This window comes from Kitasatospora sp. NPDC091207 (genome assembly GCF_044768625.1).
In the GTDB taxonomy this organism is placed as follows: domain Bacteria; phylum Actinomycetota; class Actinomycetes; order Streptomycetales; family Streptomycetaceae; genus Kitasatospora.
In genome coordinates, this window is record NZ_JBIVVS010000004.1 from 1 (window position 1) to 26,603 (window position 26,603).

The following is a 26,603-nucleotide window of genomic DNA, read 5'->3' on the forward strand; positions in this document are numbered from 1 at the left end:
GGGGCGCCCCGCCCGGGCGCGCCCCGCGCCCCTGCACCCCACCCCGCGGGCGGGTAAACCCGGGGCGGTCCCGGGGGTCCCCCGGGGGGGGGGGGGGGGGGGGGGGCCCCGCCCCCCCCCACAACCGCCGCGACCTGGCGGATGAGCCACTACCCCGGCACCTGGCGCCACGCCTTCGACCCCCGCCACAGCCGGCAACGGCAGAAGCTCCGCACGACCCGGGCGAAACTGCGCCAGGCGGAACAGAACGTGACCACCGAACAGGGAACGGCCCGCGCGCCCGCGACCGACGCCGCACACGAGCACCAGGCCCGGGCGAGGAAGGCCGAACTCCGCCTGGCCGCACTGCGGCGCCCCCAGCCACGGAGCACGCCCTGAGAGCGCGCCCCGACACCACCCACCCGCTCCTCGGGCTGAAGATCGACGACCAGTACTCCCCCACCGACGCCTGCATCTACCTGACGCCGCCCGCCGGCCGGCGCGAGCTGCTCACCGTCGCACTGAGGGACACCCCCGAGGCAGACGTGTGGGTTTCGTCGTCCAGGTCCACAACGCCATCACCGATACCGGACCCGCCCTCCACCAGCTCCGACCCCGGTCTACTCAGTCCCTCCGTAACCTGACTAACCTTCAATGAAGTTTCACGATATGTCGATTACATAACATCCCAGAAAGGGACACAGTGGGTAGAATAACTGCGAGGGTCCTCATACCCTCGCTGCTCGGCGCCCTGTTGGCTCCCCTGTCACCAGGGTCGGCATCTGCGGCCACGGCACCGTCCGTGTGGGTGGAGAGCGGCTACGACCACGTCTTCTCGTCCTCGGCCTACCCCGGCCGCGCCACCCCGCGGGTCGACCTGTTCGCCGCCCGCAACGAGACCCAGGCCGCCCAGATCGCGGTGCGCGCCGGCGCCCAGCTGACCGGCCTCCAACTGGTCCCCGGCGACCTGGCCGGTCCGGGCGGGGCCACCATCCCGGCCTCGCGGATCACCGTGAACCGGGAGTACAACCACCCGAACGTCTACAAGAAGACCAACTCGGCGGGCGACGACCACCAGGAGCCCCCGGACGGCGGGTCGAGCTACTACGACGCGCTGGTCGAGAACACCCCGTACAGCCTCGCCGCCAACACCACCCAGCCGTACTACTACAGCGTCGCGGTGCCGACCGGGCAGGCCCCCGGGGTCTACACCGGGCGGGCCACCGTGCAGAGTTCGGCCGGCGCGGTGGACGTCCCGGTCTCGGTGACGGTGTACGACGCGGCGGTTCCGCCGGCCAACCAGTCGACGTTCCGGATGAACAACTGGTTCACCTCGGTCGGTTGGGACTACAACTGGACCGAGGCCTCGATCCCCGCGCAGTACACCAAGAGCGACGGCTCGGGCGCGCCGGTCAAGGCCTTCGACGAAGACTGGTGGAAGGTCATCACCAACTTCGCCGCCGACCACGCCAAGCACCGCAACAACGTCGTCTACGCCGACTTCCAGGCCCTGTCCATCCCGGACACCACGTCGGACGCCAACGGCAAGCTGACCTTCAGCTGGAAGAACTTCGACCGCTTCCTGCAGACCTTCCAGGACGCCGGCGCCCTGCAGTACATCTACACCCCCACCCTGCTGGAGAGCAGCAGCGACCTGGAGACCCTCGTCCCGAACGGCCAGGGCGGTGTCCAGAAGGTGTTCCAGCAGGCCGGTTCGGACGCGGCCGGCACGTACCTGGACACGGTGTTCACGGCGCTGAAGGACCACCTCGACACCAAGTGCCTGGACGCGGGGCCGACCTGTGCCCCGGGGCGGCGCTGGAGCGACGTCTTCTACATGAGCGCCGTCGACGAGCCCAACCCCGCCGACACCACCCAGACCCGGAACGCGGTGTGGCTCTACGACCACTACAAGCGCGCGTTCCCGGCCGGCCTGAGCAACGAGTCCCGCCAGAGCCCGGTCCCCGGCATCGACGGCTCGCTCAGCACGGTGACCTCCATCGGCGGGCCGCAGTACGACGAGAACATGGCGTACTACCAGAACCTCCGCCTCTCCGGGAAGGACTTCTGGCTCTACTACTGCAACAACCCCACCGACAAGCACCTCAACCGCTACATCAGCTACCCGCTGTCCGACTCCCGGCTGACGCCGTGGATGGTGGCGTCCGCCGGCGGTAACGGCTTCCTGCACTGGGGCTGGAACATCTGGACCGACCCGTACAACAACTACGCCCCCCTCGACACCTTCGACGGCAGTATGGACGGCGACTTCTACCTCGTCCGTCCCAACAAGGCCACCTACGGCGTCTACGACAGCGTCCGCAGCGAGGCCCTGCTCGCCGGCATCCAGGACTACGAGCTGCTGCACCAGCTCTCGGCCACCAAGCCGGTGCTGGCCCGCGCGCTCATCGGCTCGCTGATCAGCGGCACCACCAACTTCTCCACCTCCGGCGCGGCAGCCGACCAGCGGCACAAGCAGATCCTCGACGCGCTCGCCTCCCCCGCCCCGGACGCGGTCTTCCCGTTCGGCGACGACTTCGGCCCGGACAAGGACGCCTCCTGGCGCACCGTCCACGGCTCCTGGTCGGCGGCCGGGGACGGCGGGTACGTGCAGGGTGACGCCAACTCCGGCTGGGACGTGGTCGCGGGGCTGACGGGACGCGCGTACCAGGACGTCTCGGCCTCCGTCGACGTCCGGATCACCGGGGTCAGGCCCGACGGCGGCGACACCAACTGGGCGGGCATGGTGCTCCGCAACCAGAACCCGACCGAGTCGCAGACCGGGTACCTGGTCGCGCTGCGCAACAACGGCGAGTTGTTCGTCAACCGCAGCGGCGTCCGACTGGCGTCCGCCACGGTGCCGGGCTACGCCCCGGGCCAGACGGTCAGCCTGCGGGTGTCCGCCCAGGGCGGCACGATCAAGGTCTACGCCGGGGCCGTCCAGCTGCTCACCGTGACCGACCAGGGTTACCCGGTCGGCGGCTTCGGCCTCGCCACCGGCGGGGCGTCCGCCCGCTTCGAGCACGTGCGGCTCAACCCGGGCACCGACCCGGCGGAGAACGCCGCCGTCGCCACCTCCAGCACGTACGAGGGCGACGGCTGGAGCACGGCCGCGCTGACCGACGGGCGCCGGGGCCTGGCCACCGGCACCAACGGCTGGAGCAGCAACGCCAACGTGAACGCGGACCACAGCGAGTGGGCGCAGCTGGACCTCGGCTCGACCAGGCGGATCAGCCGGGTGGACCTCCACCCGCGCGCCGACGGGCCGACCGCCGGCAAGGGCTTCCCGGTGGACTTCACCGTCCAGGTCTCCGCGGACGGCTCCACCTGGTCGACCGTCGCCGACCGCAAGAACTACCCGAAGCCGTCGGACGCCTCCGTCCAGACCTTCCCGTTCCAGCCCGCCGACGTGCGCTACGTCCGGGTGACGGGGACCAAGCTCGGCACCGACCCGAACGGCCAGTACCGGATGCAGCTCGCCGAGATCGAGGCGGCGGGCGGCGAGCTGGCGGTCAACCGGCCGGTCCAGGCGTCGAGTTCGGCAGGCCCCTACAGCTGGCGGCCGGCCGCGGTCAACGACGGCGTCGCGAACTCCACCCTCGACCACTCGATGGGCTGGAGCAGCGCCCGCTCCGCCGGGCCGATTGCGAACGAGTGGGTCACCGTGGACCTCCAGGGCCCCAGCCTGATCAGCCGGGTGAGCCTGACCCCGCGCACCGACGGTGCCAACACCGGGCTGGGCTTCCCGGTGGACTACACCGTCCAGGTCTCGGCGGACGGCAGCACCTGGTCGACCGTCGCCACCCGGACGGGCACGCCGCGCCCCGGCGCGGCGCCGCAGGTCCTCACCTTCGCTCCGACCACGGCCCGGTACGTGAAGGTCACCGGTACCCGGCTGAGCGCCGACCAGTTCGGCGACTACTACCTTCAGCTCGGTGAACTCGGCGTCAGCTGACCCCGGACCGCTCGCGGGCCCCCGGCGGCCTGGCGGTTTCTAGGGGTCGTCGCAACACGTGGTTGGTTGTTCAGGCCGCGAGCAGTCCACGCAGGCGCTCGGCTGGGGTTTCCCGGTCGAGCGTTTTGCGTGGGCGGCCGTTGAGTTCGGCGACGACGGCGGCGAGGTGTTCTGGGTCGTGGGCGGCCAGGTCGGTGCCCTTGGGGACGTACGACCGCAGCAGGCCGATGGTGTTCTCGTTCGAGCCGCGCCGCCAGGGGCCGGCGGGGTCGCAGAAGTACTCTCAGCTGCCCCCGCCCGAGAGCGGTGACCAGGAGAACACGGTCACCGTCCGACTGCCCGGCCTCAGTCCCATGGCCGCCGTCAACGCCCTCTTCACCACCTCCTGGGACGCCGGCACCGGGCCCCGTCCGCGATCTCCAGGACAGCGCCATGGCCCTGGCCTACTACATCGACCGGTCCAGCGCGATCCGCCGCACCCAGCCCGCCGACTCCGGCACGCAGGTCGACGGCCGCCCCCTGACCCGCATCGTCATCGACAACCGACCCAGCCCGGCGGCCTCACCCACTCGACCGCTCCCGGCTCACCACCAGGCGCACGGACGCTGATGGCCGGGTCCCTCACGTCGACGAGCGTGAGGGACCCGGCCGTTTCAGCGGGCCGGCGCGGAGGAGACGGCGGCGCGAGCCCGCACGATCCTGGGCTCCGGACGCTGCACCGGATCAGGCCTCAGAGCGTCCGCCAACGGCGAGGAACGCAGGACGTGGTGGTAGCCGGCCGCGCCGCCGCCGCGTAGGGATTCCAGGTAGAACACCCGCAGGATCACCGCGAACTCGGCCTCGGTGACGTCCATGGTGTGCCGGGTGGAGCCCTCGACCGGGCGCGCACGGTCGAGGGCCGAGCCGAGCAGACCGGCGTCCACCCCGGGCAGGAGACCCGCCTCCGCGTCCTTGCGGACAGCGCGCAGGAGGGGCAGGTCGAAAGCTCGCACGCTGATCGTGGTGTCCGGCACGAAGTCAGCGACCGGAGCGGCGTGCTGGTCGGCAGGGCGCTCCCGCAGGGCCCGGTAGCGCAGCAGATCCTGCCCCAGCCCGGTGACCCGCACCGCCCACGCCGGACGGACTCCGCCGGCGGCGAGAACATCGAGCTGTTCGGGACCGGCGAGCTCGCAAACCCCGGCCCCGACAAGCCGGCGCACGGTCCCGCGCTCCGCGGTCCGGCGCCCCAGGGGCAAGGCCCCGGTCAGCCAGCCGGAACCCGCCGCCCCGGCGGACTCCAGCATCACCCACTCGGCGTGACTCAGAGCCACAGATTCCTCCCTCAACGTCACTGCGCCGATCCTGCCACGTGGGGCCGCCACGACACTCGGGATTCGCGCTTCCCGTCCGGGCCCGGACCGATGGACGGCGCCCGTGAGCCCGTCACCGCCGCTATCCGGCGGGGACGGCGGAGCCCGGCCGATGGCTGGCCGACGACCGACGGCCGTGCGCCCCAACGGCCACGTCCACCGCATGGACGTCTTGTGGCGGGCATGGTCCAGCGTGTGTGCGAACCGGGGTGCCCCCGGCGTGGACGGCGTGACCGTCGACGCGGTGGCTGCCACCGAAGTGGAGGAGTTCCTCCAGGACCTGTCGGAGAGATTGCGGACGCATGCGTATCGTCCGTCGGCGCTGCGGCGGGTCCAAAATCCCAAGCCTGGGCGGCTGGGGGAGTTGCGGCCGCCGTCGCAGGCCTCACTGCCGAAGACGCTGGCCGGGAAACACCGGTCGACGGTCACGAAGATGGCTCGGAAGTACAAGAGCACAGTCGAGACACCCGAGGGACCGAGAACCTGTCTGACCGTCACCGTCCCACCCGACCGGGGAAGGAAACCACTGGTCGCCCGCTTTGGCGGGATCCCGCTCAAACGACAGCGCAAGGCAGTCCTCACCGACAGACGGCCGGTCATGGCCAGCGCGAAGCGAAACGAGCTGATCCACCGGCTCATCGCCGAATGCTGTGAGATCTGTGAAGCCCGGACAAATCTTGAGGTCCACCACGTCCGCAAGCTCGCCGGCCTCAACCGGCCCGGACGCCGGGACAAACCCGACTGGGTGCACCTCATGGCCAAACGACGGAGCGAGACCCTGGTGATCTGCCGTCGCTGCCACGAGGACACCCACGCCGGGCGAGGCACCGCGCCACCACGGATGTGATCACTGGAGAGCGGGATGCCGGGGAAACTGGCCCGTCCCGTTCGGGAAGGGGCCGTCGGAAAAGGACCCGAACCACGGGCACCTCGTCGGCGGCCTACTTCACTTGAAGCGGCGGGGACTGGAAACGGAGCATCAGCCACCGCGCCAGTCCCCGACCCTACTCAGACCATGCGGAACGCGAGGGCGTTGTCGGCGGACAGCTTCAGGGTGTAGGTCCAAACCGTCCCGAACACCTCGTCCTTGAAGGAGGTGCGGACGGCGTCCAGGTAGTAGCCCCAGCGCTCGTCCTGGATCACCGACCAGCCGGCCCCGTTGGTGTGGATGCGGAACTTGAGGTCGGTGTTCGCCGACTCGACGCACGGCGTGACATCGATCTCGTCCCCCGGGTACTTCACCGGGTCTCCGGCGGTCAGGCAGTAGAAGTCCCACATGGTCTGGAGGTAGACGGCCGGGCCCTCACCCCGGCAGATGAGCCACTGCGTCCGGCCACCCCAGTCCGGGGTCAGCAGTTCGGCCTGGTAGCGGCGGAACGGCCGGTCGGGGTCAAAGGACTTGTAGGGATGCGAGGAGAGGTAGGTGGGGCCGTAGCTCTGCCAGTGGGTGGGGAAGGTGATACGCGGGTCTCCCGGGATGCCCCAGTCGCTGTAGTCACTCGGGCTCTGGAACCCGACCGCCTTCTCGTCGCACACCGTGCCGTACGGCCCCTTGAGCGGCGCCGCCGAGGCCTGCGGGGCGGCGAGCATCAGCAGCGCGCTGGCGAAGGCCGGCACCAGGGCGGCGAGGGCGCGCGCCCTCCGCGCCCTCACGCGCACCTCAGCTCACGCCGGGCCAGCTCCTGGACGCTGCCGGGGGTGACGGGCGTCGCGCAGGAGATAGTGCCCTGGAGCTCGACGGTATAGGTGGTGTACGGGGCGGTGCCGCCGGTCAGAGTGTTGATCCAGACGCCGGTGTTGGCTCCGGTGCGGGCGCACTGGTAGCGGACGAACTCGCCCTCGACCTTGTGGGTGCCCTTGAACAGGCCGTAGTCGCCGGGGCTGTTGAAGTTGTACCTGAGCGTCCGCGACCACGTGCTGGTGCTGGCCTTGGTCTTCTGCACGGAGAAGCCGACCTTGGCCGAGACCTTGGCGAACAGGATGCCCGCCGAGGCAGTGATCTCCACCGAGTTGTTGTAGGTGGTGCTGACGCTGTCGACCTCGGAGAGCGTCTCCTCGTAGGCACCCGTGCTGCCGGGGGCGATGGTGATGCCGCTCCAGTGCGTGATCACGGGGGTGACCCGGGCCGTGGCGACGTCCTGCCAGATCGTCTCCAGGTTCGGGTTGCAACTGTCGGACGGCGGTCGGGGCAGCGGGTCGGCCTGGGCCGTGCCGGAGGCCAGACCGGTGAGGCCGGCCACGGTGATGGTGAGCGTGGCCAGGGCCCCGAGGCGCCGGAGGCGGTGCCGAGGGTGGGCGGCTTCCACAGGGTCCTCCTGTTGGTGGGAGTGCCAGGCCCATGTCAGTACGTGCCCGGCTCACCGGATTCTTCCTCGCGTACGAACGACGCTTCCATCCCAGGGAGTTGGGATACTCCCGCCCCCCGCAACCGTGTTACTGACTTCGGCTCGTCAGGGTGACGTTGGAGTGTCGAGGGTCAGGCCGGTGCCGGCTATGCAGCCGTCGAGGGTGTCGGGCCGGTACTGCAGGCGCTTGAGCCGGTTGCGGACGAGGGCTTCGAGTCGGACGGAGGCCATGACGGCGAGGTTGGCGAGGCTGTCCTTGACGTGTGCCCAGACCCACTCGACGAGGTTGAGGTCGGACGAGTAGGCGGGAAGGAGGAAGACTGTCAGCCAGGCCCGCTCGGCGATCAGGTCGCACATGGCGCGGGAGATGTGGGTGTTCAGGCGGTCCCGGACCAACACGCCGCGGAAGATCTCGGTGACCGGGTGCGCTACGTGCAGGCCGACACCTACCGTGAGGGCCTGGCCCGGGCGGTCGGCCGCCACCGGGTCAGCGCCTGCCACCCGACCTCCCGCGCGGCGCTCGGCCTGGTCGAGGGCCTGCCCCAGGTCACGGTGCTCCCACCGCGCGGGTTCCTCGTCCCGTTCGCCGACTCCGCCGCTGGTCCGGCGCACCCGGCGAACGGCGCCTGCTGCTGGAGGACTTCTACCGCCGGGTGCGCCGCGCCGAGCACCTGCTCCTGGAGCCGGACGGCAGCCCGGTCGGCGGCCACTGGAACCTCGACCGGGAGAACCGCGAACCACCACCCGAGGGAGCCGCCGCCCTCCCGGTGCCACCGCCCTTCGCGCCCGAGGAGGACGCGATCGACGAGGGCGTCCGGGCCGACCTCGACCACTGGGATCGGGCCGGCGACGTCCGCTTCGTCGGCCGGGACGGCCCGCGCCGCTTCGCGGCAACCCGTACGGAGGCCGAGCAGGCGCTCGCGCACTTCGTCAAGCACCGCCTCGCCGACTTCGGCCGCTACGAGGACGCCATGCTGCACGCCGACCCGTGGCCGGCCCACAGCGCCCTGTCCGTGCCGCTCAACCTCGGTCTGCTGGACCCCCGCGCGTGCGTGCGCGCCGCCGAGGCGGCGTACCGGGCCGGGCAGGTCCCGCCGAACAGCGCCGAGGGCTTCGTCCGGCAGATCGCCGGCTGGCGCGAGTACGTCTGGCAGCTGTACTGGCACCTGGGCGAGGGGTACCGCACCGCCGACCGCCTCGGCCACCACGAGCCGCTGCCCGGCTGGTTCCGCGAGCTCGACGCCGAGGCCGTCACCGCCCGCTGCCTGTCCCGCGTACTGGCGAAGGTCCGCGACCACGGCTGGGTCCACCACATCCCACGGCTGATGAACTCGGCAACTGGGCACTCCAGCACGGCTGGGACCCGCGCGAGCTCACCGACTGGTTCCACCGCTGCTTCGTCGACGGCTACGACTGGGTCATGGTCGCCAATGTCATCGGCATGTCGCAGTACGCCGACGGCGGGCTCGTCACCACCAAGCCCTACGCGGCGGGCGGCGCCTACCTGAACCGGATGAGCAACCACTGCGGCCCCTGCCGCTACCGGCCGACCGAGCGCCTCGGTGAACGCGCCTGCCCGTTCACCACCGGGTACTGGGCCTTCGTGGACCGCCACCAGGACCTGCTCGCCGCCAACCACCGCACCGCCCGGGCCGCGGCCGGTCTGCACCGCCTGACCGGCCTGCCCGAAGTCCTGGCCGCCGAACGCGCCCGCGGCCAGTCCCCGCCCTGACACCCCGCCACCACCCTGCCGGCCAGTCACCATGCTGACGCCCTGTCACTGCCCTGAGCCGGCCAGGTCAACCAGCACCTCCCGCGCAGCCCGCGCTCCGGAGGCCGGCGCGCCCTGCACCGAACCCGTGGCCCGGTGGTCCCCGCACACGTAGCGCCCCGGTGCCAAGCGGGTGGGCCGGCTTTGCGCGGCCGGAGCCGGCGTCGCCGGCAGCGCCTCGGCGATCCGGTACGCGGCCAACGGCTCCCAGGCCCTGGTATCCACCCCGTACAGCTCACCGACCCGCTGCCGCACGGCCGCCTCCCTCGCCGCTGTACCCAGCACGGATGTGGACACCAGCGCCCGGCCGTCAGGCGAACACCCGGGCACGACCTCCGGCAGCACCACCGTGTTCCGCCACCCGGTGCCGCCCACCACGGCCGTCCGCCACCAGGAACCCGGGCGCGAACGGGTACAGCCGCAGCGCCCCGAGGTCGATCCGCCGCCGGACCTGCGGGTAGGCCGGGTTGAACACCTGGAACCCCCGGTCGAGTCGGAAGCCCCGTACCACGTCGGTGCGCATCCGCCCGGCCACGGCGTCCCCGGCCTCGACCAGCAGCTCCCGCCCGGCGGCGACCAGATCCCCCGCACAGGCGAGACCGGCCGGGCCGGCCCCCACCACTACGATTTCCGCTGCTTCTCTCTGTGACATCTCAGAGGGTGTTCTGCGAGTGTCGGTGGATCTAGTCGTACTTGAAGGCAGGTTGTCCGGTTTTGGGACTTCACGATCGGCCGGAAATGCGGTGCGCTGGTGGGCGTGGGTGGACGCGCTCCGTACCCGAGCGACCTGTCGGATGAGGCCTGGGAGCTGATCCGGCCGGTCATCGTCTCCTGGCCCGGCCTGTCCTACACCCTGACGGACTACGGTGCGGCGGCCGCGACCTACGCCTTCGCACTGAACTACCTGCCCAACATGCCCAAGCAGTTCACGCGACTGAAGGGCGACAGCGAGCCGAACCGCAAGCGCACCTGCGGCGCGCAGAGCACGGTGCCGTTCGCCCAGCTGGACCCGGTAGCGTTCCCGGAGGACAGCTGCGACGAGTTCCCCTTCGCCGGGACGTACCAGGGCGGCACGAACGGCGGCCTGTGCGCCGAGATCGTCCCCCAACTCACCAACGGCAACTGGACGTTCCGTGAGACGACCGGACACCCGGTCACGTACGAGGAGTCGTGCGTGCGGGGCCACGTCCCGCTCCCGGTCAACAAGGCGGCCGGCGGGAAGTACGGCAGCTTCGTCCAGACGCAGCGCCTGATCGACACCGAGGCGTTCACCGTCTCCTGGACGACCTGACGTCCACGGGTCCCGGCCCGAACGACACCGTGGCCGCGCCCGGGGGACAGGCCCCCGGGCGCGGCCGCGGAGCCCCGACAACGAACGGCCCAGCAGAAAGAGGATCGCGACGATGACCACGCAGGACCCCTGGTGGGCGCACGACATCATCGTGTGCCTGACCTTCGCCCGCCACCGCGGCCCCGCACACGTCCTCGACGCCTACGGGGCAGCCGCCGAACCGGTCCGGGAGCTGACGCTGCAGCAGGCCCGCACCACCCTCCCGATCGCGGAGGGAGGCGTCGTCCTGCGCACCGGTGTCCTCGGGAACGGGGAGTGGGCGTTCTGCCACGAGAGCGGCGAGCCCGAGGGCTTCAAGGAGGCCGTGCTCTCACGCCTGTCGGCAGGCACCGAGGCCGTCCAGCTGTACAGCGTCAACGGCATGACCACCCTCGAACGCTACCGGGACGGCGTACGGATCGAGTCCTTCGAGGCGGGCTTCCCGTCGACGCTGCGCAGCGGCCCGGACCACCCGCTGTGGGACGCGGTCCAGGTGCTCCCGGACCGCTCCACGGCCACGCAGGCGGCCGAGGGCGTCCAGGCGCACCTGGGCGTCCGCATCGACGGCGACGTCCTGGAAGGCCCCCTGCCCACCGCGTACCTGCCTCCGGAGCGACGGGCGCCACTCTCCTCCCGCGCCCCCGCAGCCCCGGAGGACGCGTCCTCACAGGGGCTCGGCCGCCTCCTCCCAGGGCTTCCCCCGCACCCCTGACCCGCCGGCGCAGGACGCCACCGCTCGGGACGCCACCGGCCTCGACCTCCACCCCGCCAGAACGGGGTCTGTACAGCCAAAGGCTCTGTCCCGTAATCGGTGGTGACGAAGGGTGACGTCGGCCGTTGGCATGATGTGCGTGATGTCAACGAGCTTGTGAGCGTGGTGTTTTCGGGGCTGTCGGTCCTCGTCATCGAGGGGGTGGCGGACGAGGGCGAGGTCATCCGGGTGTCGGCGCGGACGCGGGATGATCCGGTGCCGTGCCCGGTGTGTGGGCGGCCGACGGGGCGGGTGCACGGGTTCCACGGCCGGATGGTCGCGGATGTCCCGGTGGATGGGCGGCGGGTCGTCGTCTCGGTGCGGGTCCGACGTCTGGTCTGCCCGGTGCTCGGCTGCCCACGGCAGACGTTCCGCGAGCCTGTTCGCGCAGTTGCGCGATGGTCTCGCGCACCAGCCGCTGCCGGGTGCTGATCTTCTCCAGCATGTCCCTCATGAGGTCCTCCCGCCGTCGTCGGCCCGCGCGGCGGGCGGGTCGCGCCAGCTCGCAGTGGCGGTGCGGGTCAGCCGGTGGAGCATGACGTCGGTCATCGACCAGTGGACCACCGCCACCGAGCTGGCGGGCAGTGCCTCGTAGTCCCGCGCCAGGCGGCGGTGCAGCATCAAGGTGCCCCACGTCTGCTCAACCATCCACCGCTTCGGCTCGGGCGTGAACCCTCGTGTGCCGGGCTCGCGCTGGACGACCTCGACATCGATGCCCAGGCGGGCGCCGTGCGCGACGACGGCGTTCTTGAATCCGGCGTCGGCCCAGGCCTTGGTCACGGTGGGCGCGCTCGCGGCGACCTTGTCCAGCAGCGTGATTCCGACGGCGTTGTCGTGCACGCTGGCGGCGACCACCACGACGGCGATGATCAGACCCAAAACCGGACAACAACCTGCCTTCAAGTACGACTAGATCCACCGACACTCGCAGCACACCCTCTCAGGTGTCGCCTTCCCGGTCTCTTCCGATCCGATCCCAGCGCCGGCGATCCGTGCGGCAGGTGACCTGGTAGGCGTCGGCCAGGGATGCGGCCATGGCGTCGATGCTGAACCGCTCGCGCACCGTCGCCGACCCGGCTGCCGCCATCGCAGCGAGCTCGGGTGCAGGAGTGAGGACGACGGAGCGCAGGCCCTCGGCCAGCGTGCCGACTGATTCGGTGGCCAGCAGCCGTCCGTTGACGCCGTCGCGAAGGTAATGCGAGGGGCCGCCGCGCCGGGGAGCGGCTACCGGGAGGCCCGCTTCCATGGCCTCGAGGACGGCGAGCCCGAACTCCTCCTTCGCGCTCGGGCACACATAGAGCCCGGTCCCCGGTCCGCCCTGTGCCAACGCCTTTTCCAGGAGTCGAACATCTCGGTTGGGCAGAGCGGGCCACAGGGCTGCCCGCCTTCGTGCGATCGGGTCCGTGGCCAGGAGTTGCGTGACCCGGGTACGGACCGCCGCTTCGACACTGGTCGGGCCTGTGGGTGAACCGCCCACCAGCAGCAGGGTCGTGGAGTGGTGCAGGCCGGCGAGCAGCCAGGCTTGCACCAGAAGTTCCTGCTGTTTGACGGGGTGAAGCCTTCCCACACACAGCAGCACTGGGAGTTGGCGGTCCGTAGCGTCCAGGCTGTCGGCGCTGCCGCCATCGTCGAAGAGACGCGCCAGCATTCTGTGGCCGGCCGCCTCGTCGTCGGGAGCCTGTGCGAACGGCGCGATGCCCTCGGGCTGGAGATGGACGGACCGTTGCTCCAACTGCGGAAAGTGTTCGAGGAGTTCCTGCTTCCCGCGCCGCCCGGGCATGGCGACCAGCAGGTCGGCGCGGTCCACAAGGCAATCGGCGACGAAGATCCGGTGCATGTCCAGGCGCAGCGTACGGCTTGCCTCAGTGGTCTGCTCCGGGGGCAGGCCGCCGTGCCGTTCGTCCATCGTCCGATGAGGATCGGGGGTGACCGTGAACGCGAGCTTCGCGCCGACGCGGCGGGTGGCCTGGGCGACGGCGAGTGAGGCGTCGTCGGCGAATCTGACGTGCGTGATGTCCGGCTGGGATCCTGGGAGTTCGAAGATACGGGCCGTCCACCATGCCAGAGCAGGCTGGTGTGCGGCCGCATTCTGAGGGTCGAGTGCTTCAGGCGAGTCCACGGGAAGTCGCACGAGCAGGTGTGCCGCACTCAATGGGCTTACCAGTTCTGCGCGTTGTGCGTCCGCGGGCTGGGCGGCGGTCAGGGTGAGCACCCGCGCGGCGCGGGCGTGGGTCGTCAGGGCTTCGCCCAGAGCGGTCAGGAGCACGCTCATACCGCCGCTGAGCCCGGTGCCGGGTTCCTCCAAGCGGCCCAGCAGCATCGACTGTGCGACCACAGGGGATGTCGTGAAAGGCTCGGTCAGCGGGCCGAAGGCTGTCCTGAAGCGTTCTCCCGTCGGGGTCCCGGGGTTGGCCCGCTCGCAGCATGCGGCGAGGAGCAGTTGCTCGTAGGCGTCCAGTGCCGTCTCCGAGCCTGGAAGGACGAGATCGCCGCCTGGCACGCCCGAGAGGTAGCGCCAGAGCGCATGCCTCCCGGTCCGCCCGGCGGGCCGCAGTTCGACGGCCTCGTGGGCGGAGAGGGGCCTGAGACTGTTGGCATCTGCCACATCCAGCAGGAAGACGGTTTCGGCTGGGCCGGGATTCGCCAGCAGCCGTCGGCGGATCTCTGCGGTCGCGCTCAGCCCGTTGTCGGGAGCGCAGCTGCGTTCCCAGGCTTCGGCGAGTGCGATCCGTTCCCAGGGTTCCAGGTCCGGGGACGCGCCCCGCGCGGCCAGCCCCCCGGTGGGCATCACGCGTTCGCGCCGGGCCAGCTTCCGAAGGTGTGCCGCGCGGCGATCTGGGCGCGACAGGGCCGAATCCGGGTGGGTCCAGGCGCCGCCGTACTCGGCCCGCGCCAGAAGCCCGAGCAGATCACCACCGGTGACGGCGGCCACCTCCTGGGTCCAGTGGAATCGCCGCCAAGCGGCGAGGGCCCCCTCGCCCGCAGCACCGGTATGCGGCACCGGCGCGGCCGGAGCCGGCGTGCGGTGGTGTGTCATCGGTCTTCCTCCCATGCCGGCCAACGGTCACGGGGGCGTTCGGAGACAGGCAACGAAGTGGATTGGACACGGCGCATTCGCGCCCGGCCTCGGTGGCGCGGGGTCGGCGGTGGAGGCGGGGGCGGGACGGCGCGAGACGGAGCGGGCCGGTGCCGAACGTTGTCTCCAGAACGTGGCCTCGGCCTGTCGGCGCTACCTCGGCCAGGACGCCCGCGGCGAAGACGGTCCCGGGCCCGGCGCGTAGCGACCGGGCCCGCCCGCCACCGCGAACGCTTCAGCTCGCCTCGGCGCCCGTCCGGCGGTCGAACCATGCGCTGCGATGGTCCCCCGCCTCTTCCGCGGCCTTCTCGTACTGCGCCAGTGCCAGGCCCAGTCCGAAGAACGTCGGCGCCCACTCACCGACGAAGATGCCCCACCGGTCGGCCCGGGCAACCCCGGCGCGCTCCGCCTTCATCGACACGATCCAGCTCAGGAAGGACAGACTCACCGAGCCGAACGCCGCCGCATAGGCGTGCTCGCTGGTAATGCCGGCCTCGTGAAGCTTGTGGACGATCAGCATGGCCATCAGTCCCTCCACCTCGTAGCAGTTCTTCCGGTTGTCAGCCTGCGCGCAGCCGCTCGTCGGCCGGAACTCGCATCGCTTGCGCACCGTATGGGCCGCTGCGTCGGCCCCGGCCACCTGGACGGACCGCCTACGCGAGTGCGCGAACGGCACCGGCGGCCCGGAACGCGCGAGGGGCGCCACTCCGGGTGCGGCGCACGGCACAGGGAGCGGGGCCAGGGCCTGCCGCCAACGGGGGTGGCCCTGCGGTCCCGGCAGGCGCTACACCGGCGCGCCGCGCATGACGCGTATCAGTCGCTCGGCCGCGTAGCGCGGTCCTGCGGCAAGGACCTCGCTGCGCCGCGTCTCGTGCGTGCCCCGCGTGCAGGCCAGCAGGGACCGCAGGGCCACGCCCGCGGCGTCGACCCCGAGGGTGTTGGGGTCCAGGCAGATGCCCAGCCCGGCGCGCTCCACATCGTGGGCGATGGCGAACTGATCGCTGGAGAAGGGCAGGACGAGCATCGGCACGGCCGCCGTGAGGCACTCGGTGAAGGAGTTGTTGCCGCCGTGGTGCACCATCAGGGAGGCGTGCGCGAGGAGATCTTGCTGGGGCACCGACTCGGCGACGACCAGGCGCCCGGGCGGGGCCGCCGCCAGCGCCGGATCCCGCCGCAGTTCCCCGACGCGGTCGCCCGCTGCGACGATCACCGACGCCTGCGTGCGCTCAAGGACCGCTCGGGTCACCGTTCGTAGGACGTCATCGCGGGCGGAGAGGAACGTGCCGAACGCGACCAGGACCAGCGGACGCCCGCCTGCGGTCAGGCGGGCCACCTCGGCCTGCCAGACATCGTCGAGCCCGGACGCTGCGGGCCCGGATGTGCAGTGCCCCGTGTAGATCGCCGCAGGGCCGGCAGGCGCGGCCGGGAGCCACGGCAGCCCGGGGTAGTTGAACACCACAGCGTGCGGCGAGCACAGAGTAAAAGCCCGCTGCGGAAGGGGCACTTCGGACCCGTACCGCCCGGCGACATCACGGAACGCCGCCGTGAACGCCCGGTCGTTGACCTCTGTCGCGGTGCGCAGCCGGGCGAGGGCGTGCGGCTCGGGCGTGACCTTGCCAGGCCAGGCGTAGGGCAGGCCGAAGAAGGCGTCCGGGGCGGCCGGGATGTAGCTGGGGTGGCCCGGGCAGAACGTGGCGTAGGGCAGGCCCAGGCAGTGCATGGCCAAGGTCACCGGGTAGCTGAGCTGGTCCACCAGGTACCAGTCGGGCCGTACGCGCGCGTCGAGGGCGCGGACCTCCGCCAGGATCCGGTCCGGGTCGGCGAGCATGTCGGCCCGCCGGTGACGGGCCTGGGTGATCAGGGCCTGGACGGCACCCTCGCGGGTCGCTTCCAGGAACTCCCGCAGGCGTTCGGCTTCATCGCCGGCCTGGGCCGTTCGCTCCGCGATGCCGTGGTTGGCGTTGCGGGTCACGGTCAACGGGGCGAAGCCGAGACCGCGTCGCTCGGCCAAGTCGGCGAAAGCCGGCGCGCAGGCCAGTGCGACCTCGGCCCCCGCGTCGCTCAGTGCCGCACCCAGGACGCTCAGGGGTACGGCGTGCGAGCGGAACGGCGGGCTGATAACAACGACTCGAGGCATAAGATCCTCCGCTGCTGACGCGTTCGACGGTCGCGGCCGACTGACCTCTCGATGATGCCACGCACCCCCCGCTCCCCGGCTCGGGGAAAGCACCCACCATCCGGTCCGGGCCGCGTCTCCGAACCGTCCGTGGCAGCGGTGCCGGCGAAGGCCGACCCCCGATGCCGCCCGACGCCTACGGCCCGGCCCAGGAACACCGCACCATCACCAGCACGGCGGCGTGGTGGCGTGGTGGCGGACCGATCAGCTCCGACTTCCGGCACACCGTCCACGGCCTGTCGGCCCGACCCGCGCAGGGGCTCCTTGAGCTTGTACAGAAGCTGGAGTGAGAGCAGGTTGACGTAGTGCTCCGACCTGCCCTGGCGAACTCGCCGTGTCGCGGCCGAGGGCCGCAGGAGTGTCGTCACCCAACGGGCTTGCGGTAGACGACGATGCGGTGGTCCACGACGAAGTCGGCCGTGCGGTGGACGCCGGATGCGCCGGTCGAGTTGGCGGCGTCGGTCTCCGGTGCGGCTGTGGTGCGGCCTGGCGCGGCCGGCCGCGAGCAGCACCTCGGCGAGCAGCGCCGCCGCCACGCCCCGGCGGCGCCAGGCGGTGGTGGCACCGGCCTGGCCGAGGTAGAGCGCTCGGGGTGCGTCGGCGTAGGGCAGGACGTAGCCAACGATCTCCTCACCGACTACCGCCAACCGGGCCAGGTCGGGGAGGAAGGCGGCCGACCGCACGGTCCCGCGCCGCCCAGGGCTCGAAGGCGCACTCCTGGTACCCCCAGGTGCCACGGAACGCCTGCTGGTGGGCCGCGTGCAGCTCACGTTCCCGGTCCGGGAGGTACCGGACGAGCCGTACGCCCTCGACGGGCGGTGCGTGCGTGCGGCACAGGCGGCGCCGAGGTGGGCGCGGTCATCTCCAGGAAGTACCGCTCGACGGCGAACCCCAGCCGCTCGTACAGCCGCAGCGCGGCCCGGTCCGGCACGCCGGCGTCCACCTCGGCGAACCATCGCGCCTCCGGCGCGGCCTCGGCGTGCCGTGCGACCGCCCCGTCCAGCTGCCAGGCCAGCAGTTCACGCCCGATCCCCCGCACCCTCCGGGAGGGGTGGACACCGCCCTCCAGGCTGACCCGGGAGCGCCCTCGGGCGGAGGACGAACCAGGCCGACAGCCACCAGCCACCCCTGCGCGTCGGTGATCACCCGGGTGTCCTGCTCCGGGCCCTCGACCTCGGTCCGCACCACGTTCTCGATCGCGGCGGCCGGGAGCCCCAGCTTCCCGCCGCCGCTAGCGTGGCACGCACCATGGCCGTCAACCGGCCGGCCGCGGAGGTCCTGCGATACCTGGCACACGCCGGAGTGGGATCCGGGCACCGAGAGCTGCGCCCGCCTGGATCCTGGGCCCGTCCTTCAGGGCGCCCGTCGGCGCCACACCTCGCGCTTCCGCGGACGGCGGACCGAGCTCGTCTACCGCCTGGAGCAGTATCGGCCCGACCGGCTGGTGTTCGTCGGACGCAACCGCACCGTCACGGCGACGGACGACGTCACGGTCCGCACCGCCGAAGGACGCACGCTTCTCGTCTACCGCGCCGACGGCACCGCCCGCATACGGGACGACGCGTCCGGAGCCGCCCTGTGCCCCTGGCCCAACTGGCAGTTCTCGCCAACCCGCTGCGTTTCGCCTTCGACACCGCCTCGCACGCCGCCACCCAAGACGGAGGACGGACGACCAGCCGAGACACACCGCATGGCCGACGTGCGGGGTGTCACGCCAGCGGGCACCGGTCACGTCCTCGTCGTCTCCGGCTTCGCTGCCGTCGCCATCGATCCAGCCTCCGTCGGTGAGGGGGCCACCGGCCGGGACCCGTCGACGGTCATCCGTGCCACCTCACCCTGCGGGCAGGTCTCGGAACTCAGTGACGCCGCAAGTCGTCGCGGAATCCGCTCGGCGATCGGGAGGCCTTCGTCGAAGCAGCCGTCCATGGAACGTCACCCACCGTGAAGTCGCGGCCGGGGGCCGTCCGGGATCGGATGCGCTGAGGCCAGGTGCGGTACGGGGTGGCCGCCCGGCCGCCGGACACGAGGTGTGTGATGCCCGGCGGCCGGGGCGACGGCCTGGTCACCAGGTGACGAGCAGCTCGTCGAGGCTGTAGAGGGTGAGTTCGGTGCTGAACGGCAGCTGGTCCAGGGGCAGGACCAGCTTCAGGTCCGGGATGCGGCGGAACAGGGTCTCGTAGGCGATGCCCATCTCGGCGCGGGAGAGTTCCGCACCGATGCACTTGTGCGGACCGTGTCCGAAGCCGAGGTGCCGTCCGGCCCGGCGGGTGATGTCAAAGGTGTCGGGGTCGGAGAAGACGTCGGCGTCGCGGTTCGCCGAGTCGAGCTGAACCAGGACCCCCTCGCCCGCCCGGATCTCCTGGCCACCGAGCGTGAGGTCCTCCAGTGCCGAGCGCTGGCGGCCGTTGACCGAGACCGTCGCGTACCGCAGCGTCTCCTCGACCGTGGAGGCGAGCAGCTCGGGGCTCGGGTCGGCCTTCAGCAGCGCGAGTTGGTCCGGGTGGAGGAGAAGTGCGAGCACCCCGAACTCGATCATGTACGAGCTGGGTCCCCACCCCGCGAAGAAGAGCACCTGGATGGTGGAGACCGCCTTGGCGCGGGTCAGCCCGTCGGTCGTGGTGTACGTGGCGAGCAGCCTGCTCACCATGTCGTCGGCCGGCTCGCGCATCCGCAGGTCCACCAGGTGCTCGAAGTAGTCGTTCAGGTCCTGGAACGCCTCGCCGCCGGTCTCCTTCGACACCCGGCGCGAACCGATCCGGCGACTGCCGGCCTGGAGCAGGGGCCGGTCGGCCGGCGGCACGCCGAGCAGTTCGCCGATGGTGTGGGTGGCGACCGGAAGGGACAGCGATTCGTACAGGTCGCACGGCCTGGTGCCGGCGAGCATGCCGTCGATCGCCTCGTCCACGATCCGCTGGATGGCCGGGCGGGCCTCGCGGGCCTTGCGGGCGGTGAACTCCTTGACCAGCAGGCGTCGTTCGATCAGGTGCTCGGGGCCCTCGACGAAGGCGAACGGCAGGTCGATCTCCTGGCGGGCCGCCGAGGTCGGCTGGGTGTGCGGGAATCCCGGCGTGCGCGGGTCACAGGTGAGCCTGCTGTCCGAGAGCGCGGCCCGGGCGTCGTCGTGGCGGGTGACGAGCCAGGGCTCGCTCCCGTCCCAGGCCCGGACCCGGACCAGGCCGCCGGCCTCCCGCAGCGGCCGGTAGGCCGGGGGCGGGTCCATCGGGCAGCGGGGGTCACGCTGGAGGGAGTAGTCGGCGGGGGTGGCGGACGGGTCGGTCATGGTGTCTCCGTCGGGGATCGAGGGGTCGGTGGGAACTGCGGCAGAAGCTCCGACAGCACGCCGGTGGGGTGCAGGGCGACGGTGTCCAGCAGCGCGAGATATCCGGTGACGAGGTCGTCGGCTTCGACGGGAGTCACCACGCGGGTGTCGTGCTCGACCCGGACCCGGCTCCGCCGGGGGTGTTCGGAGATCCGCAGGGTCAGGTCGAACCTGGAGGAGTCGGAGGGCAGGTCGAGTTCGCTCACCCGGCACCCCTGCAGGGTGAGCGAGCCGGTGCTGTCGACTGGGTGGTGGGCGAGGGTCGGCAGGGTCTGCCCGCCCACCAGCGGCCGCCACCACGGGAGTTCCTCCCAGGGCAGGTCCTTGTGGGCGAAGGACGCGCGCGCGGCGGCGGCCAGCCGGTGGGCCAGTTCGGTGAAGGGCGGGTCGCCGGTGAGGTCGACGCGCAGGGGGAGGGTACCGACCAGGAAGCCGAGCAGGTGCTCGGTCTCGGGGAGGTCGCGGTGGGCCACCGGCGTACCGATCAGCAGCTCCTCCCGGCCGATCCGCCGGCCGGTCAGCACGCCGAAGGCCGCGGCGAGGACGGCGAACAGGGAGACTCCCTCCCGCCGGGCGAGGGCGCGCAGGGCCGTCTCGGTGCCGACGTCCAGCGACCGGGTGACGGTTCGACCGGACCTGGCCGCGGTGGTGCCGGTGACCGGCGGGTCGAGGCCCGGGGCGGCGCCGTCGAGTTCCCGGTGCCACCAGTGCCGCAGTTCGCGGCGGCGTTCCCCGGTCAGCCGCCCGTGCTGCCAGTGCGCCCAGTCGGCGTACTGCAGCGGGAGGTCGGGCAGCTGCGGGTCGGTTCCGGTGAGCGCGGCCGCGTAGCAGGCGGCGAGGTCGCGCAGCAGGACGTTCCAGGACCAGCCGTCCGCCACGAGCAGGTGGACGGCGAGGACCAGCAGGTGCTGGTCCGGCCCGGTGCGGAGGAGCCCGGCCCGGGCCAGCGGCCCGTCTTCGCCGGAGAACGGTTGTTCGGCGAACTCCCTCGCACGGATCAGTGGTTGACGATGTTCGCGGCAGGTCAGGCGGGCAAGCGGGAGTGCCGCTCCGGGCAGGACGAGTTGGACGGGTTCGCCGGTCGCGGAGAGCGGGAAGACGGTGCGCAGTGGCTCGTGCCGCCGGACCAGGTGGTCCAGCGCCTGCTGGAGGGCGCCGGTGTCCAGGCGGCCGTTCACCTGGAAGCACCGGGCGGTGCTCTGCAGGGCCCCGGTCGGGTCGAGGGTGTGCAGGAGCAAGAGCCTGCGCTGCAGGTGTGAGAGGGGAAAGCGGGTGCCGTCCTCACGGGCGGGCGTGGCGGCGGTGGTCATCGCCGCGCCCGGGCGGCGGGGCCGGGGACGTTGCGCGGCAGCCTGCGCGGGGGCCCGGCGGGTGGCGCCGCGGCGGCGTGCAGGGCGGCGGACAGCCTGGCGACGGTCGGGTGGGCGAGCACCGTCGCCAGGTCGATGTCCTGGCCGAGGGCCCGGGTGGCCCGGGCGGCGTACCGCATGGCCAGCAGCGAGTGGCCGCCGAGCTGGAAGAAGTCGTCGTCGGCACCGACCTCGGGCAGCTCCAGGAGTTCGGCCAGCACGCGGGCCAGCACCTCGGCGGCGGGCCCGTGGTCCGCCGGCCGACCCGAGGTGGTGGCCCTGGGCGGCGGCGGTACGGGGAGCCGGGAGCGGTCCACCTTGCCGGTGGCGCCCCGCGGCCAGCTCTCCACGATCAGGATGATCTCGGGCACCAGGTGTCCCGGCAGTAACTCCGCCAGGGCCGTCCGCAGGGCGTCCGGCTCCGGGCGGCTGCCCGGTTCGGGTTGGACGTAGCCGACGAGCCGGGCCTCCGGTCCGCCGGTCCGGTGCGCGACCACCGCTGCTTCGCGGACGCCCGCCAGGGCTGCCAGTGCGGTCCGCACCTCCTCCGGCTCGACCCGGAACCCGCGGATCTTCACCTGGTGGTCGAGTCGGCCGAGGAACCGCAGGTTTCCGTCCGGGAGCCACTGGCCGCGGTCCCCCGTCCGGTAGAGGCGGGCGCCGGGCTCGGTGGAGTACGGGTCGGGCACGAAGCGGTCGGCGGTTTCGGCGGGCCGGCCGAGGTAGCCCCGGGCGACCCCGGGACCACCGACACAGATCTCACCGACGCAACCGTCGGGGACCAGGTTCAGCCGGTCGTCCAGCAGGACGGTGTGCGAGTTGGAGACCGGCCGCCCGATCGGCACCTCGGTGCCGATCCGGTCGGCACCGTCGGCCTGGAACGCGGTGGCGTAGACGGTCACCTCGGTGGGTCCGTACGCGTTGACCAGGCGGCGCGTGCCGAGTTCGAGCACGGCCCGGACGGCGTCCGGGGGTGCGGTGTCACCTCCGATGACGAGCGCCTGGAGCTGGGCGAGGGCGTCGGGCGCGGTCTCCGCCATGACCTGCAGGAGCGGGGTGACCAGCGTGAGGTGGCTGATGCGGTGACGGATGACGCGTCGGGCGATCTCCCGCGGGTCCGCCGCGGCCGGGAGGAGGTGGAGCGTGGCACCGTTCAGCAGGGCGGACCAGACCTCCATGGTGAAGACGTCGAAGACCGTTGCGTTGGTGGCCAGCACGTTCCGGCCGGGGCCCGGGGCGGCCATGTCGGACGAGCGGAGGCGGGCGACCAGCGAACGGTGCTCGATCAGGACTCCCTTGGGGCGTCCGGTGGATCCCGAGGTGTAGACGACGTGGGCGAGGTCGCGGGGATCGCCGGGTGCCACCGCCGGCGGCGGCGCGGTGAACGACGGGTCCGGACACGGCGTCAGGACCTGCCACTGGCCGGCCGGTAGCCGGGCGGCTCCGTCCGGGCCGGTCAGCACGGTGCGGGCGCCGCTGTCCTCCAGCAGTGCGGCCAGCCGGGCGGGCGGCTGCGAGGGGTCCAGGGTGAGGGAGGCGGCTCCGGTCATCAAGGTGGCGAGCATCGCCACCACCAGCCCGGCGCAGCGGGGCAGGTGGAGCGCCACCAGGTCGCCGCCGCCGACCCCGGACTCGCTGAGCGTGGACGCCAGTTCGGATGCTCTCGACCAGAGTTGGCGATAGGTCAGCTGGTCGTCGTCCGCGGCGACCGCCGGGGCGTCCGGGGTCCGGGCGCACCACCGGGCGATCAGGTCGGGCACCCGGTCCGCCGACGGCTCGTCCTGGCGCCCCAGACCCTGCCGCAGCAGCCGACCGCGCTGCTCGTCCGAGACGAGTGCGAGCTCGGAGAGCGCGGTTCGCGGGGCGCGCACCACCGCCCGCAGGATCTCCTGGTAGCCGCGCATGAGACCGGCGACGAACCCCGCCTCCAACTGGTCGGAGTCGAACTCCCAGGAGACGGTGATGCCGTCCAGTGCGGCGGCCGGGCTCGGCGGTACCGGCCCGTCCGAGACGGGGACCCGCAGGACGTTGCCCGGGCCGCGGCCGATGCAGCCGGGGGCGCTGTGACGGGGGAAGGCGATGAGGTTGAGGTCGAACTTGGCGGAACCGGTGCCCAGGCCCTCGATGACGTCGAGCGAGAACGGGGCCGCGGTGAGCCGGGCCGGCATGGCGTCGTGGAAGCTGAAGGAGGCCTGGACCAGCGGATTCACCCCGGGGACGTGTTCGGCCCGGCTCTGCGCGAGCACGTCCTCGAAGGACAGGTCCTGGTGGTCCAGCGCGGCGTGGACGGTGTGCCCGACCCGCTCCAGCAGCGCGGCGAAGGTGGGGTCGTCCGCCGTCCTGGCGCGCAGGACGACGGTGTTCACGAACATGCCCATCAGGTCCTCGGTGTTCTGCCAGCGGCGGTTCGCCACCCCGGAGCCGACCAGGAGGTCGTCGGCGCCCGTGGTGCGGGCCAGCAGGGCGAAGAACGCCGCCAGCAGTACGGCGTAGAGCGAGTGACCGTGACGCCGCCCGAGTGCCTCGAGAGCGCGGGCCAGTTCGGCGTCGATCTCCACCCGCGGCGCCGCTCCCACGAACCGCCGGTCGGCGGCGGCGCGGCGGGGCAGCGGCAGGACCGTCGACGCGCCGGCGAGTTCCTCGCGCCAGAAGGCGCGTTGGCGCTCGGCCTCCGCGGTGCCGGACCATTCGCGCTGCCACCGGGCGTGGTCGTAGTACTGGATCTCCGGTTCGGGTCGGCGGACCTCGCCGTGCCGCTGGTGGGCGAGGTAGCCCTCCACCAGGTCGCGGAGGAAGACGTTGAACGACCAGCCGTCGTGCACCAGATGGTGTTCCGCGTGGACCAGCACGTGCTCGTGTTCGCCGAGGCGGATCAGCAGCCAGCGGACCAGCGGCTCGGCGGCCGGCACGAAGGGGCGCACGACGAATCGCTCGACGGCCTCGCCGAGCAACCGCTCCTGCCGGGCCGCCGGGTGGTCGCCCAGGTCGAGCCGTGGCAGCGTCACCGGCCCGGGCGGCTCGACCGTGCAGCGCAACCGGCCGCCGTCATTGTGGAACCGGCTGCGCAGGACCTCGTGACGGCGCACCAGGTCGGTGAGCGCGGCGGACAGCGCGTCCGGGTCCAGCGGGCCGCCGATCCGCAACGCGGCCTGGGCGTGGTAGGCGAGCGAGTCGGGACGCAGCTCCTGCATGAGCCAGATCCGTTCCTGGGCGAACGAAACCACCCGGTGGGGGCCGTCCGGCTGCCCGCGCACGGGTCCCGGTACGGCCGGCCGCGGGGGGCCGCTGCCTTCGGCCGCCGCGAGCTCGGCCAGGGTGGCGCCGGACAGCAGGGCCGCGAGCGGCAGCCGCCGGCCGAGCGCGGCCTCGGCGCGCGCCGCGAAGCGGGTGGCCAGCAACGAATTGCCGCCGAGCGCCAGGAAGCTGTCGTCCCGGCCGACCCTGCCGAGTCCGAACAGGTCGGCGGCGAGCGAGGTGAGGACCTCCTCGGCCGGTGTCCGCGCGGCCTGGTAGTCGGCGGCCCGACGGGGGTCCGGGAGCAGCGACCGGTCCAGCTTGCCGCCGGCGGTCAGCGGCCAGGCGTCGAGCACGAGGACGGCACCGGGCAGCAGGTGGGCCGGGAGGCGGCGGGCGAGCTCGGCACGCAGCCCGGCCCCGGTCAGCCGGTGGCCCGGCTGCGCGACCACGTACCCGACGAGGTTGCGGTCCCCTTGGCCGGCCGCCCCGGAGGCTACCGCGGCGGCCTCGCGCACACCCGGGAGCGCTGCCAACGTGTTCTGGACGTCGTCCAGTCGGATCCGGACGCCGCGGATCTTCAGCTGGTTGTCGCGTCGGCCCAGGAACTCGGTCCCGCCGTCGGGCAGCAGCCGGCCGAGGTCGCCGGTGCGGTAGAGGCGGGCTCCGGGGAACTCGCTGAACGGGTCCGGGACGAAGGCCTCGGCGGTCAGGCCCGGCTGTCCGAGGTAGCCGCGGCCCACGCCCTCGCCGCCGATGCAGAGCTCCCCCACCTCCCCGGCGGGCACCGGCCGCAGGTCGTCGTCCAGGACGACCACCCGCACGCCCGTGACCGGCCGTCCCACCGGCACGCGCCGGGCGCGGGAGTCGGCGCCGACCCGGTGCAGGGTGGCGCAGACGGTGGTCTCGGACGGGCCGTACCCGTTGAAGAACCGGTGGCGGGCGCTCCGGAGCCGGGCGGTCTCGGGGAGGCAGACGTCGCCGACGCTGAGCACGACGTCCAGGTCGTCGAACTGCTCGGAGCCCAGGGTCCGCAGGACCGCGGCCGGAAGCACCGCGTGGGTGACGCGCCGTCGCCGCAGGGCGGCGGCGAGCGGCTCGCCCGACGTCTCCGCATCGGTGATCGCCTCCAGCCGACCGCCGTGCGCCAGGGCGAGCAGCAGGTCGAAGACCGCACCGTCGAAGGTGGGGTGGGAGAACTGGAGGACCCGGGAACCCGGCCCCAGGGCGGGCAGCGTCTCGGCCTGGGCGCGGACCAGGTTGGCCACGCCCCTGTGTTCCAGCATCACCAGTTTCGGCTCCCCGGTCGTGCCCGAGGTGGCGATCAGGTAGGCGAGGTCGCCCGGCGCGGTCCGCCACGGGTCGGCCGGAGCGGCCGTGTCCGGCCCCGCGTGCTCCAAGCCCTCCGCGTCCGCCCGGGTCGGCTCCGGCCCCGGCCAGACAAGGTGCGTCACTCCCGGCAGTGCCGGCTCCGCCGAGGCCGCGACGGCGACCCCGGCACCCGCCGCCCGGGCCGCCTGCTCGCGCCAGGCAGGCGGATCGCCCGGCTTGAGCGGAAGAAACGCACCACCGGCCCGCCACACCGCCAGGACCACCTCGGCGAAGGCGACCCCCCGCTCCAGGGTCACCGCCACCACGTCACCCCGGCGCACTCCGGCGTCGCGCAGGCTGCCCGCCAAGCACTCGGTTCGCATGCGTAGTTGACGGTAGGTCACGGTCCTTGACCCGTCGCCGAGCGCGATCCGGTCACCGTGCGACCGTGACACCCGGTCGATCATCTCCCCGACCGGGACCCATACGTCCGCGCGCGCCGGCGCCGTCACCCGCAGTGACTCGGCGGGCTGTTCCTCCCCGCCCTCCGCCGGACCGAGTCCGGCCACGGCCCAGGTCGTCTCCAACCGCAGTGCGGACAGCAGCCGTTCGTACTCGGCTCCGGTCGGCAGATCAGGTCCGTTCATGACACTCCCTT

Annotated in this window: 20 protein-coding genes and 4 pseudogenes; 9 read left to right on the forward strand and 15 right to left on the reverse strand. The window is 72.3% G+C overall.

What is annotated here, in order from left to right; translation table 11 throughout:
* The first annotated feature begins 141 nt into the window (after positions 1-141).
* Together ACIQTO_RS09700 and ACIQTO_RS09705 are read left to right on the forward strand one after the other, a co-directional pair.
* Positions 142-378: a hypothetical protein gene (locus ACIQTO_RS09700; RefSeq protein ID WP_402385275.1), complete on the forward strand. Its 237-nt coding sequence runs from the start codon at positions 142-144 to the stop codon at positions 376-378.
* Positions 379-787: 409 nt separating this feature from the next.
* On the forward strand, positions 788-3,934 hold the full coding sequence (locus ACIQTO_RS09705) for a discoidin domain-containing protein (RefSeq protein WP_402385277.1): 3,147 nt from the start codon (positions 788-790) through the stop codon (positions 3,932-3,934).
* A 70-nt stretch (positions 3,935-4,004) separates the two neighbouring features.
* On the opposite strand, the pseudogene ACIQTO_RS09710 reads toward ACIQTO_RS09705, so the two are convergent.
* A pseudogene (locus ACIQTO_RS09710) lies at positions 4,005-4,214 on the reverse strand (transposase); the annotation flags it as partial.
* 152 nt (positions 4,215-4,366) lie between these two features.
* Between ACIQTO_RS09710 and ACIQTO_RS09715 the strand changes: the two are divergent.
* A complete protein-coding gene (locus ACIQTO_RS09715; protein ID WP_402385279.1) occupies positions 4,367-4,543 on the forward strand; it encodes a hypothetical protein in 177 nt (58 codons plus the stop codon).
* 44 nt (positions 4,544-4,587) lie between these two features.
* Here ACIQTO_RS09715 and ACIQTO_RS09720 read toward each other — a convergent pair whose 3' ends face one another.
* The gene (locus tag ACIQTO_RS09720) at positions 4,588-5,244 is read right to left on the reverse strand and encodes a hypothetical protein (RefSeq protein WP_402385282.1); all 657 of its coding nucleotides are present in this window, start codon (positions 5,242-5,244) and stop codon (positions 4,588-4,590) included.
* A 259-nt stretch (positions 5,245-5,503) separates the two neighbouring features.
* On the opposite strand from ACIQTO_RS09720, the gene ACIQTO_RS09725 reads away from it, so the two are divergent.
* The gene (locus tag ACIQTO_RS09725; protein WP_402385285.1) at positions 5,504-6,130 is read left to right on the forward strand and encodes a hypothetical protein; all 627 of its coding nucleotides are present in this window, start codon (positions 5,504-5,506) and stop codon (positions 6,128-6,130) included.
* A 161-nt stretch (positions 6,131-6,291) separates the two neighbouring features.
* On the opposite strand, the gene ACIQTO_RS09730 is transcribed toward ACIQTO_RS09725, so the two are convergent.
* The 3 genes from ACIQTO_RS09730 to ACIQTO_RS09740 all read right to left on the reverse strand — a co-directional run bounded on the left by ACIQTO_RS09730 (position 6,292) and on the right by ACIQTO_RS09740 (position 8,129).
* The gene (locus tag ACIQTO_RS09730; RefSeq protein WP_402385288.1) at positions 6,292-6,936 is read right to left on the reverse strand and encodes a hypothetical protein; all 645 of its coding nucleotides are present in this window, start codon (positions 6,934-6,936) and stop codon (positions 6,292-6,294) included.
* Complete coding sequence (locus tag ACIQTO_RS09735; RefSeq protein ID WP_402385291.1) at positions 6,933-7,589, reverse strand: hypothetical protein; 657 nt, start codon at positions 7,587-7,589, stop codon at positions 6,933-6,935. The genes ACIQTO_RS09730 and ACIQTO_RS09735 overlap by 4 nt, the downstream gene beginning before the upstream one ends.
* 144 nt (positions 7,590-7,733) lie before the next feature.
* Complete coding sequence (locus ACIQTO_RS09740) at positions 7,734-8,129, reverse strand: transposase (RefSeq protein ID WP_402385294.1); 396 nt, start codon at positions 8,127-8,129, stop codon at positions 7,734-7,736.
* Between ACIQTO_RS09740 and ACIQTO_RS09745 the strand changes: the two are divergent.
* A pseudogene (locus tag ACIQTO_RS09745) lies at positions 8,022-9,360 on the forward strand (cryptochrome/photolyase family protein); the annotation flags it as partial. The gene ACIQTO_RS09740 and the pseudogene ACIQTO_RS09745 sit on opposite strands and share 108 nt — an antisense overlap.
* 45 nt (positions 9,361-9,405) lie before the next feature.
* Here ACIQTO_RS09745 and ACIQTO_RS09750 read toward each other — a convergent pair.
* Entirely contained in the window at positions 9,406-9,777 is a 372-nt protein-coding gene (locus tag ACIQTO_RS09750) for an FAD-dependent oxidoreductase (protein ID WP_402385297.1), read from the reverse strand.
* Complete coding sequence (locus tag ACIQTO_RS09755) at positions 9,710-10,018, reverse strand: NAD(P)-binding protein (RefSeq protein ID WP_402385300.1); 309 nt, start codon at positions 10,016-10,018, stop codon at positions 9,710-9,712. The genes ACIQTO_RS09750 and ACIQTO_RS09755 overlap by 68 nt, the downstream gene beginning before the upstream one ends.
* A gap of 138 nt (positions 10,019-10,156) precedes the next feature.
* Between ACIQTO_RS09755 and ACIQTO_RS09760 the strand changes: the two genes are divergently transcribed.
* From ACIQTO_RS09760 to ACIQTO_RS09770, 3 genes and pseudogenes are all read left to right on the forward strand, one after another.
* Positions 10,157-10,690 carry a hypothetical protein gene (locus ACIQTO_RS09760; protein WP_402385303.1) on the forward strand — a complete coding sequence of 178 codons (534 nt, stop codon included), beginning with the start codon at positions 10,157-10,159 and terminating at the stop codon, positions 10,688-10,690.
* 112 nt (positions 10,691-10,802) lie between these two features.
* Positions 10,803-11,441 carry a DUF6461 domain-containing protein gene (locus tag ACIQTO_RS09765; protein WP_402385305.1) on the forward strand — a complete coding sequence of 213 codons (639 nt, stop codon included), beginning with the start codon at positions 10,803-10,805 and terminating at the stop codon, positions 11,439-11,441.
* A gap of 165 nt (positions 11,442-11,606) precedes the next feature.
* Positions 11,607-11,864 (forward strand): annotated as a pseudogene (locus ACIQTO_RS09770) (transposase family protein); the annotation flags it as partial.
* Positions 11,865-11,930: 66 nt separating this feature from the next.
* On the opposite strand, the pseudogene ACIQTO_RS09775 reads toward ACIQTO_RS09770, so the two are convergent.
* The 4 genes and pseudogenes from ACIQTO_RS09775 to ACIQTO_RS09790 all read right to left on the reverse strand — a co-directional run.
* Positions 11,931-12,362, reverse strand: a pseudogene (locus tag ACIQTO_RS09775) (transposase); the annotation flags it as partial.
* A gap of 58 nt (positions 12,363-12,420) precedes the next feature.
* Positions 12,421-14,517, reverse strand: a complete 2,097-nt coding sequence (locus ACIQTO_RS09780; protein ID WP_402385308.1) for a glycosyltransferase family 4 protein — start codon at positions 14,515-14,517, stop codon at positions 12,421-12,423.
* 274 nt (positions 14,518-14,791) lie between these two features.
* A complete protein-coding gene (locus tag ACIQTO_RS09785) occupies positions 14,792-15,073 on the reverse strand; it encodes a hypothetical protein (protein ID WP_402386268.1) in 282 nt (93 codons plus the stop codon).
* A 267-nt stretch (positions 15,074-15,340) separates the two neighbouring features.
* Positions 15,341-16,693, reverse strand: coding sequence for a glycosyltransferase (locus ACIQTO_RS09790; RefSeq protein WP_402385311.1), 1,353 nt, complete (start codon positions 16,691-16,693; stop codon positions 15,341-15,343).
* 161 nt (positions 16,694-16,854) lie between these two features.
* Between ACIQTO_RS09790 and ACIQTO_RS09795 the strand changes: the two genes are divergently transcribed.
* Complete coding sequence (locus tag ACIQTO_RS09795) at positions 16,855-17,022, forward strand: hypothetical protein (protein ID WP_402385312.1); 168 nt, start codon at positions 16,855-16,857, stop codon at positions 17,020-17,022.
* A gap of 476 nt (positions 17,023-17,498) precedes the next feature.
* On the opposite strand, the gene ACIQTO_RS09800 is transcribed toward ACIQTO_RS09795, so the two are convergent.
* The 4 genes from ACIQTO_RS09800 to ACIQTO_RS09815 all read right to left on the reverse strand — a co-directional run bounded on the left by ACIQTO_RS09800 (position 17,499) and on the right by ACIQTO_RS09815 (position 26,592).
* The gene (locus ACIQTO_RS09800) at positions 17,499-17,858 is read right to left on the reverse strand and encodes a GNAT family N-acetyltransferase (RefSeq protein WP_402385315.1); all 360 of its coding nucleotides are present in this window, start codon (positions 17,856-17,858) and stop codon (positions 17,499-17,501) included.
* Positions 17,859-18,794: 936 nt separating this feature from the next.
* Positions 18,795-20,012, reverse strand: a complete 1,218-nt coding sequence (locus tag ACIQTO_RS09805; protein WP_402385318.1) for a cytochrome P450 — start codon at positions 20,010-20,012, stop codon at positions 18,795-18,797.
* The gene (locus tag ACIQTO_RS09810) at positions 20,009-21,361 is read right to left on the reverse strand and encodes a condensation domain-containing protein (RefSeq protein ID WP_402385320.1); all 1,353 of its coding nucleotides are present in this window, start codon (positions 21,359-21,361) and stop codon (positions 20,009-20,011) included. The genes ACIQTO_RS09805 and ACIQTO_RS09810 overlap by 4 nt, the downstream gene beginning before the upstream one ends.
* Positions 21,358-26,592: an amino acid adenylation domain-containing protein gene (locus ACIQTO_RS09815; RefSeq protein ID WP_402385323.1), complete on the reverse strand. Its 5,235-nt coding sequence runs from the start codon at positions 26,590-26,592 to the stop codon at positions 21,358-21,360. Before ACIQTO_RS09815 ends, ACIQTO_RS09810 begins: the two co-directional genes overlap by 4 nt.
* Positions 26,593-26,603: the final 11 nt, after the last annotated feature.

What these genes read in the sequence shown, in the direction of transcription:
- ACIQTO_RS09780 (WP_402385308.1), bottom strand. Translation starts at nt 14,517, where the DNA reads ATGACACACCACCGCACGCCGGCTCCGGCCGCGCCGGTGCCGCATACC.
- ACIQTO_RS09700 (WP_402385275.1), top strand. Translation starts at nt 142, where the DNA reads ATGAGCCACTACCCCGGCACCTGGCGCCACGCCTTCGACCCCCGCCAC.
- ACIQTO_RS09715 (WP_402385279.1), top strand. Translation starts at nt 4,367, where the DNA reads ATGGCCCTGGCCTACTACATCGACCGGTCCAGCGCGATCCGCCGCACC.
- ACIQTO_RS09765 (WP_402385305.1), top strand. Translation starts at nt 10,803, where the DNA reads ATGACCACGCAGGACCCCTGGTGGGCGCACGACATCATCGTGTGCCTG.
- ACIQTO_RS09790 (WP_402385311.1), bottom strand. Translation starts at nt 16,693, where the DNA reads ATGCCTCGAGTCGTTGTTATCAGCCCGCCGTTCCGCTCGCACGCCGTA.
- ACIQTO_RS09815 (WP_402385323.1), bottom strand. Translation starts at nt 26,592, where the DNA reads ATGAACGGACCTGATCTGCCGACCGGAGCCGAGTACGAACGGCTGCTG.
- ACIQTO_RS09795 (WP_402385312.1), top strand. Translation starts at nt 16,855, where the DNA reads ATGCCGCCCGACGCCTACGGCCCGGCCCAGGAACACCGCACCATCACC.
- ACIQTO_RS09810 (WP_402385320.1), bottom strand. Translation starts at nt 21,361, where the DNA reads ATGACCACCGCCGCCACGCCCGCCCGTGAGGACGGCACCCGCTTTCCC.
- ACIQTO_RS09805 (WP_402385318.1), bottom strand. Translation starts at nt 20,012, where the DNA reads ATGACCGACCCGTCCGCCACCCCCGCCGACTACTCCCTCCAGCGTGAC.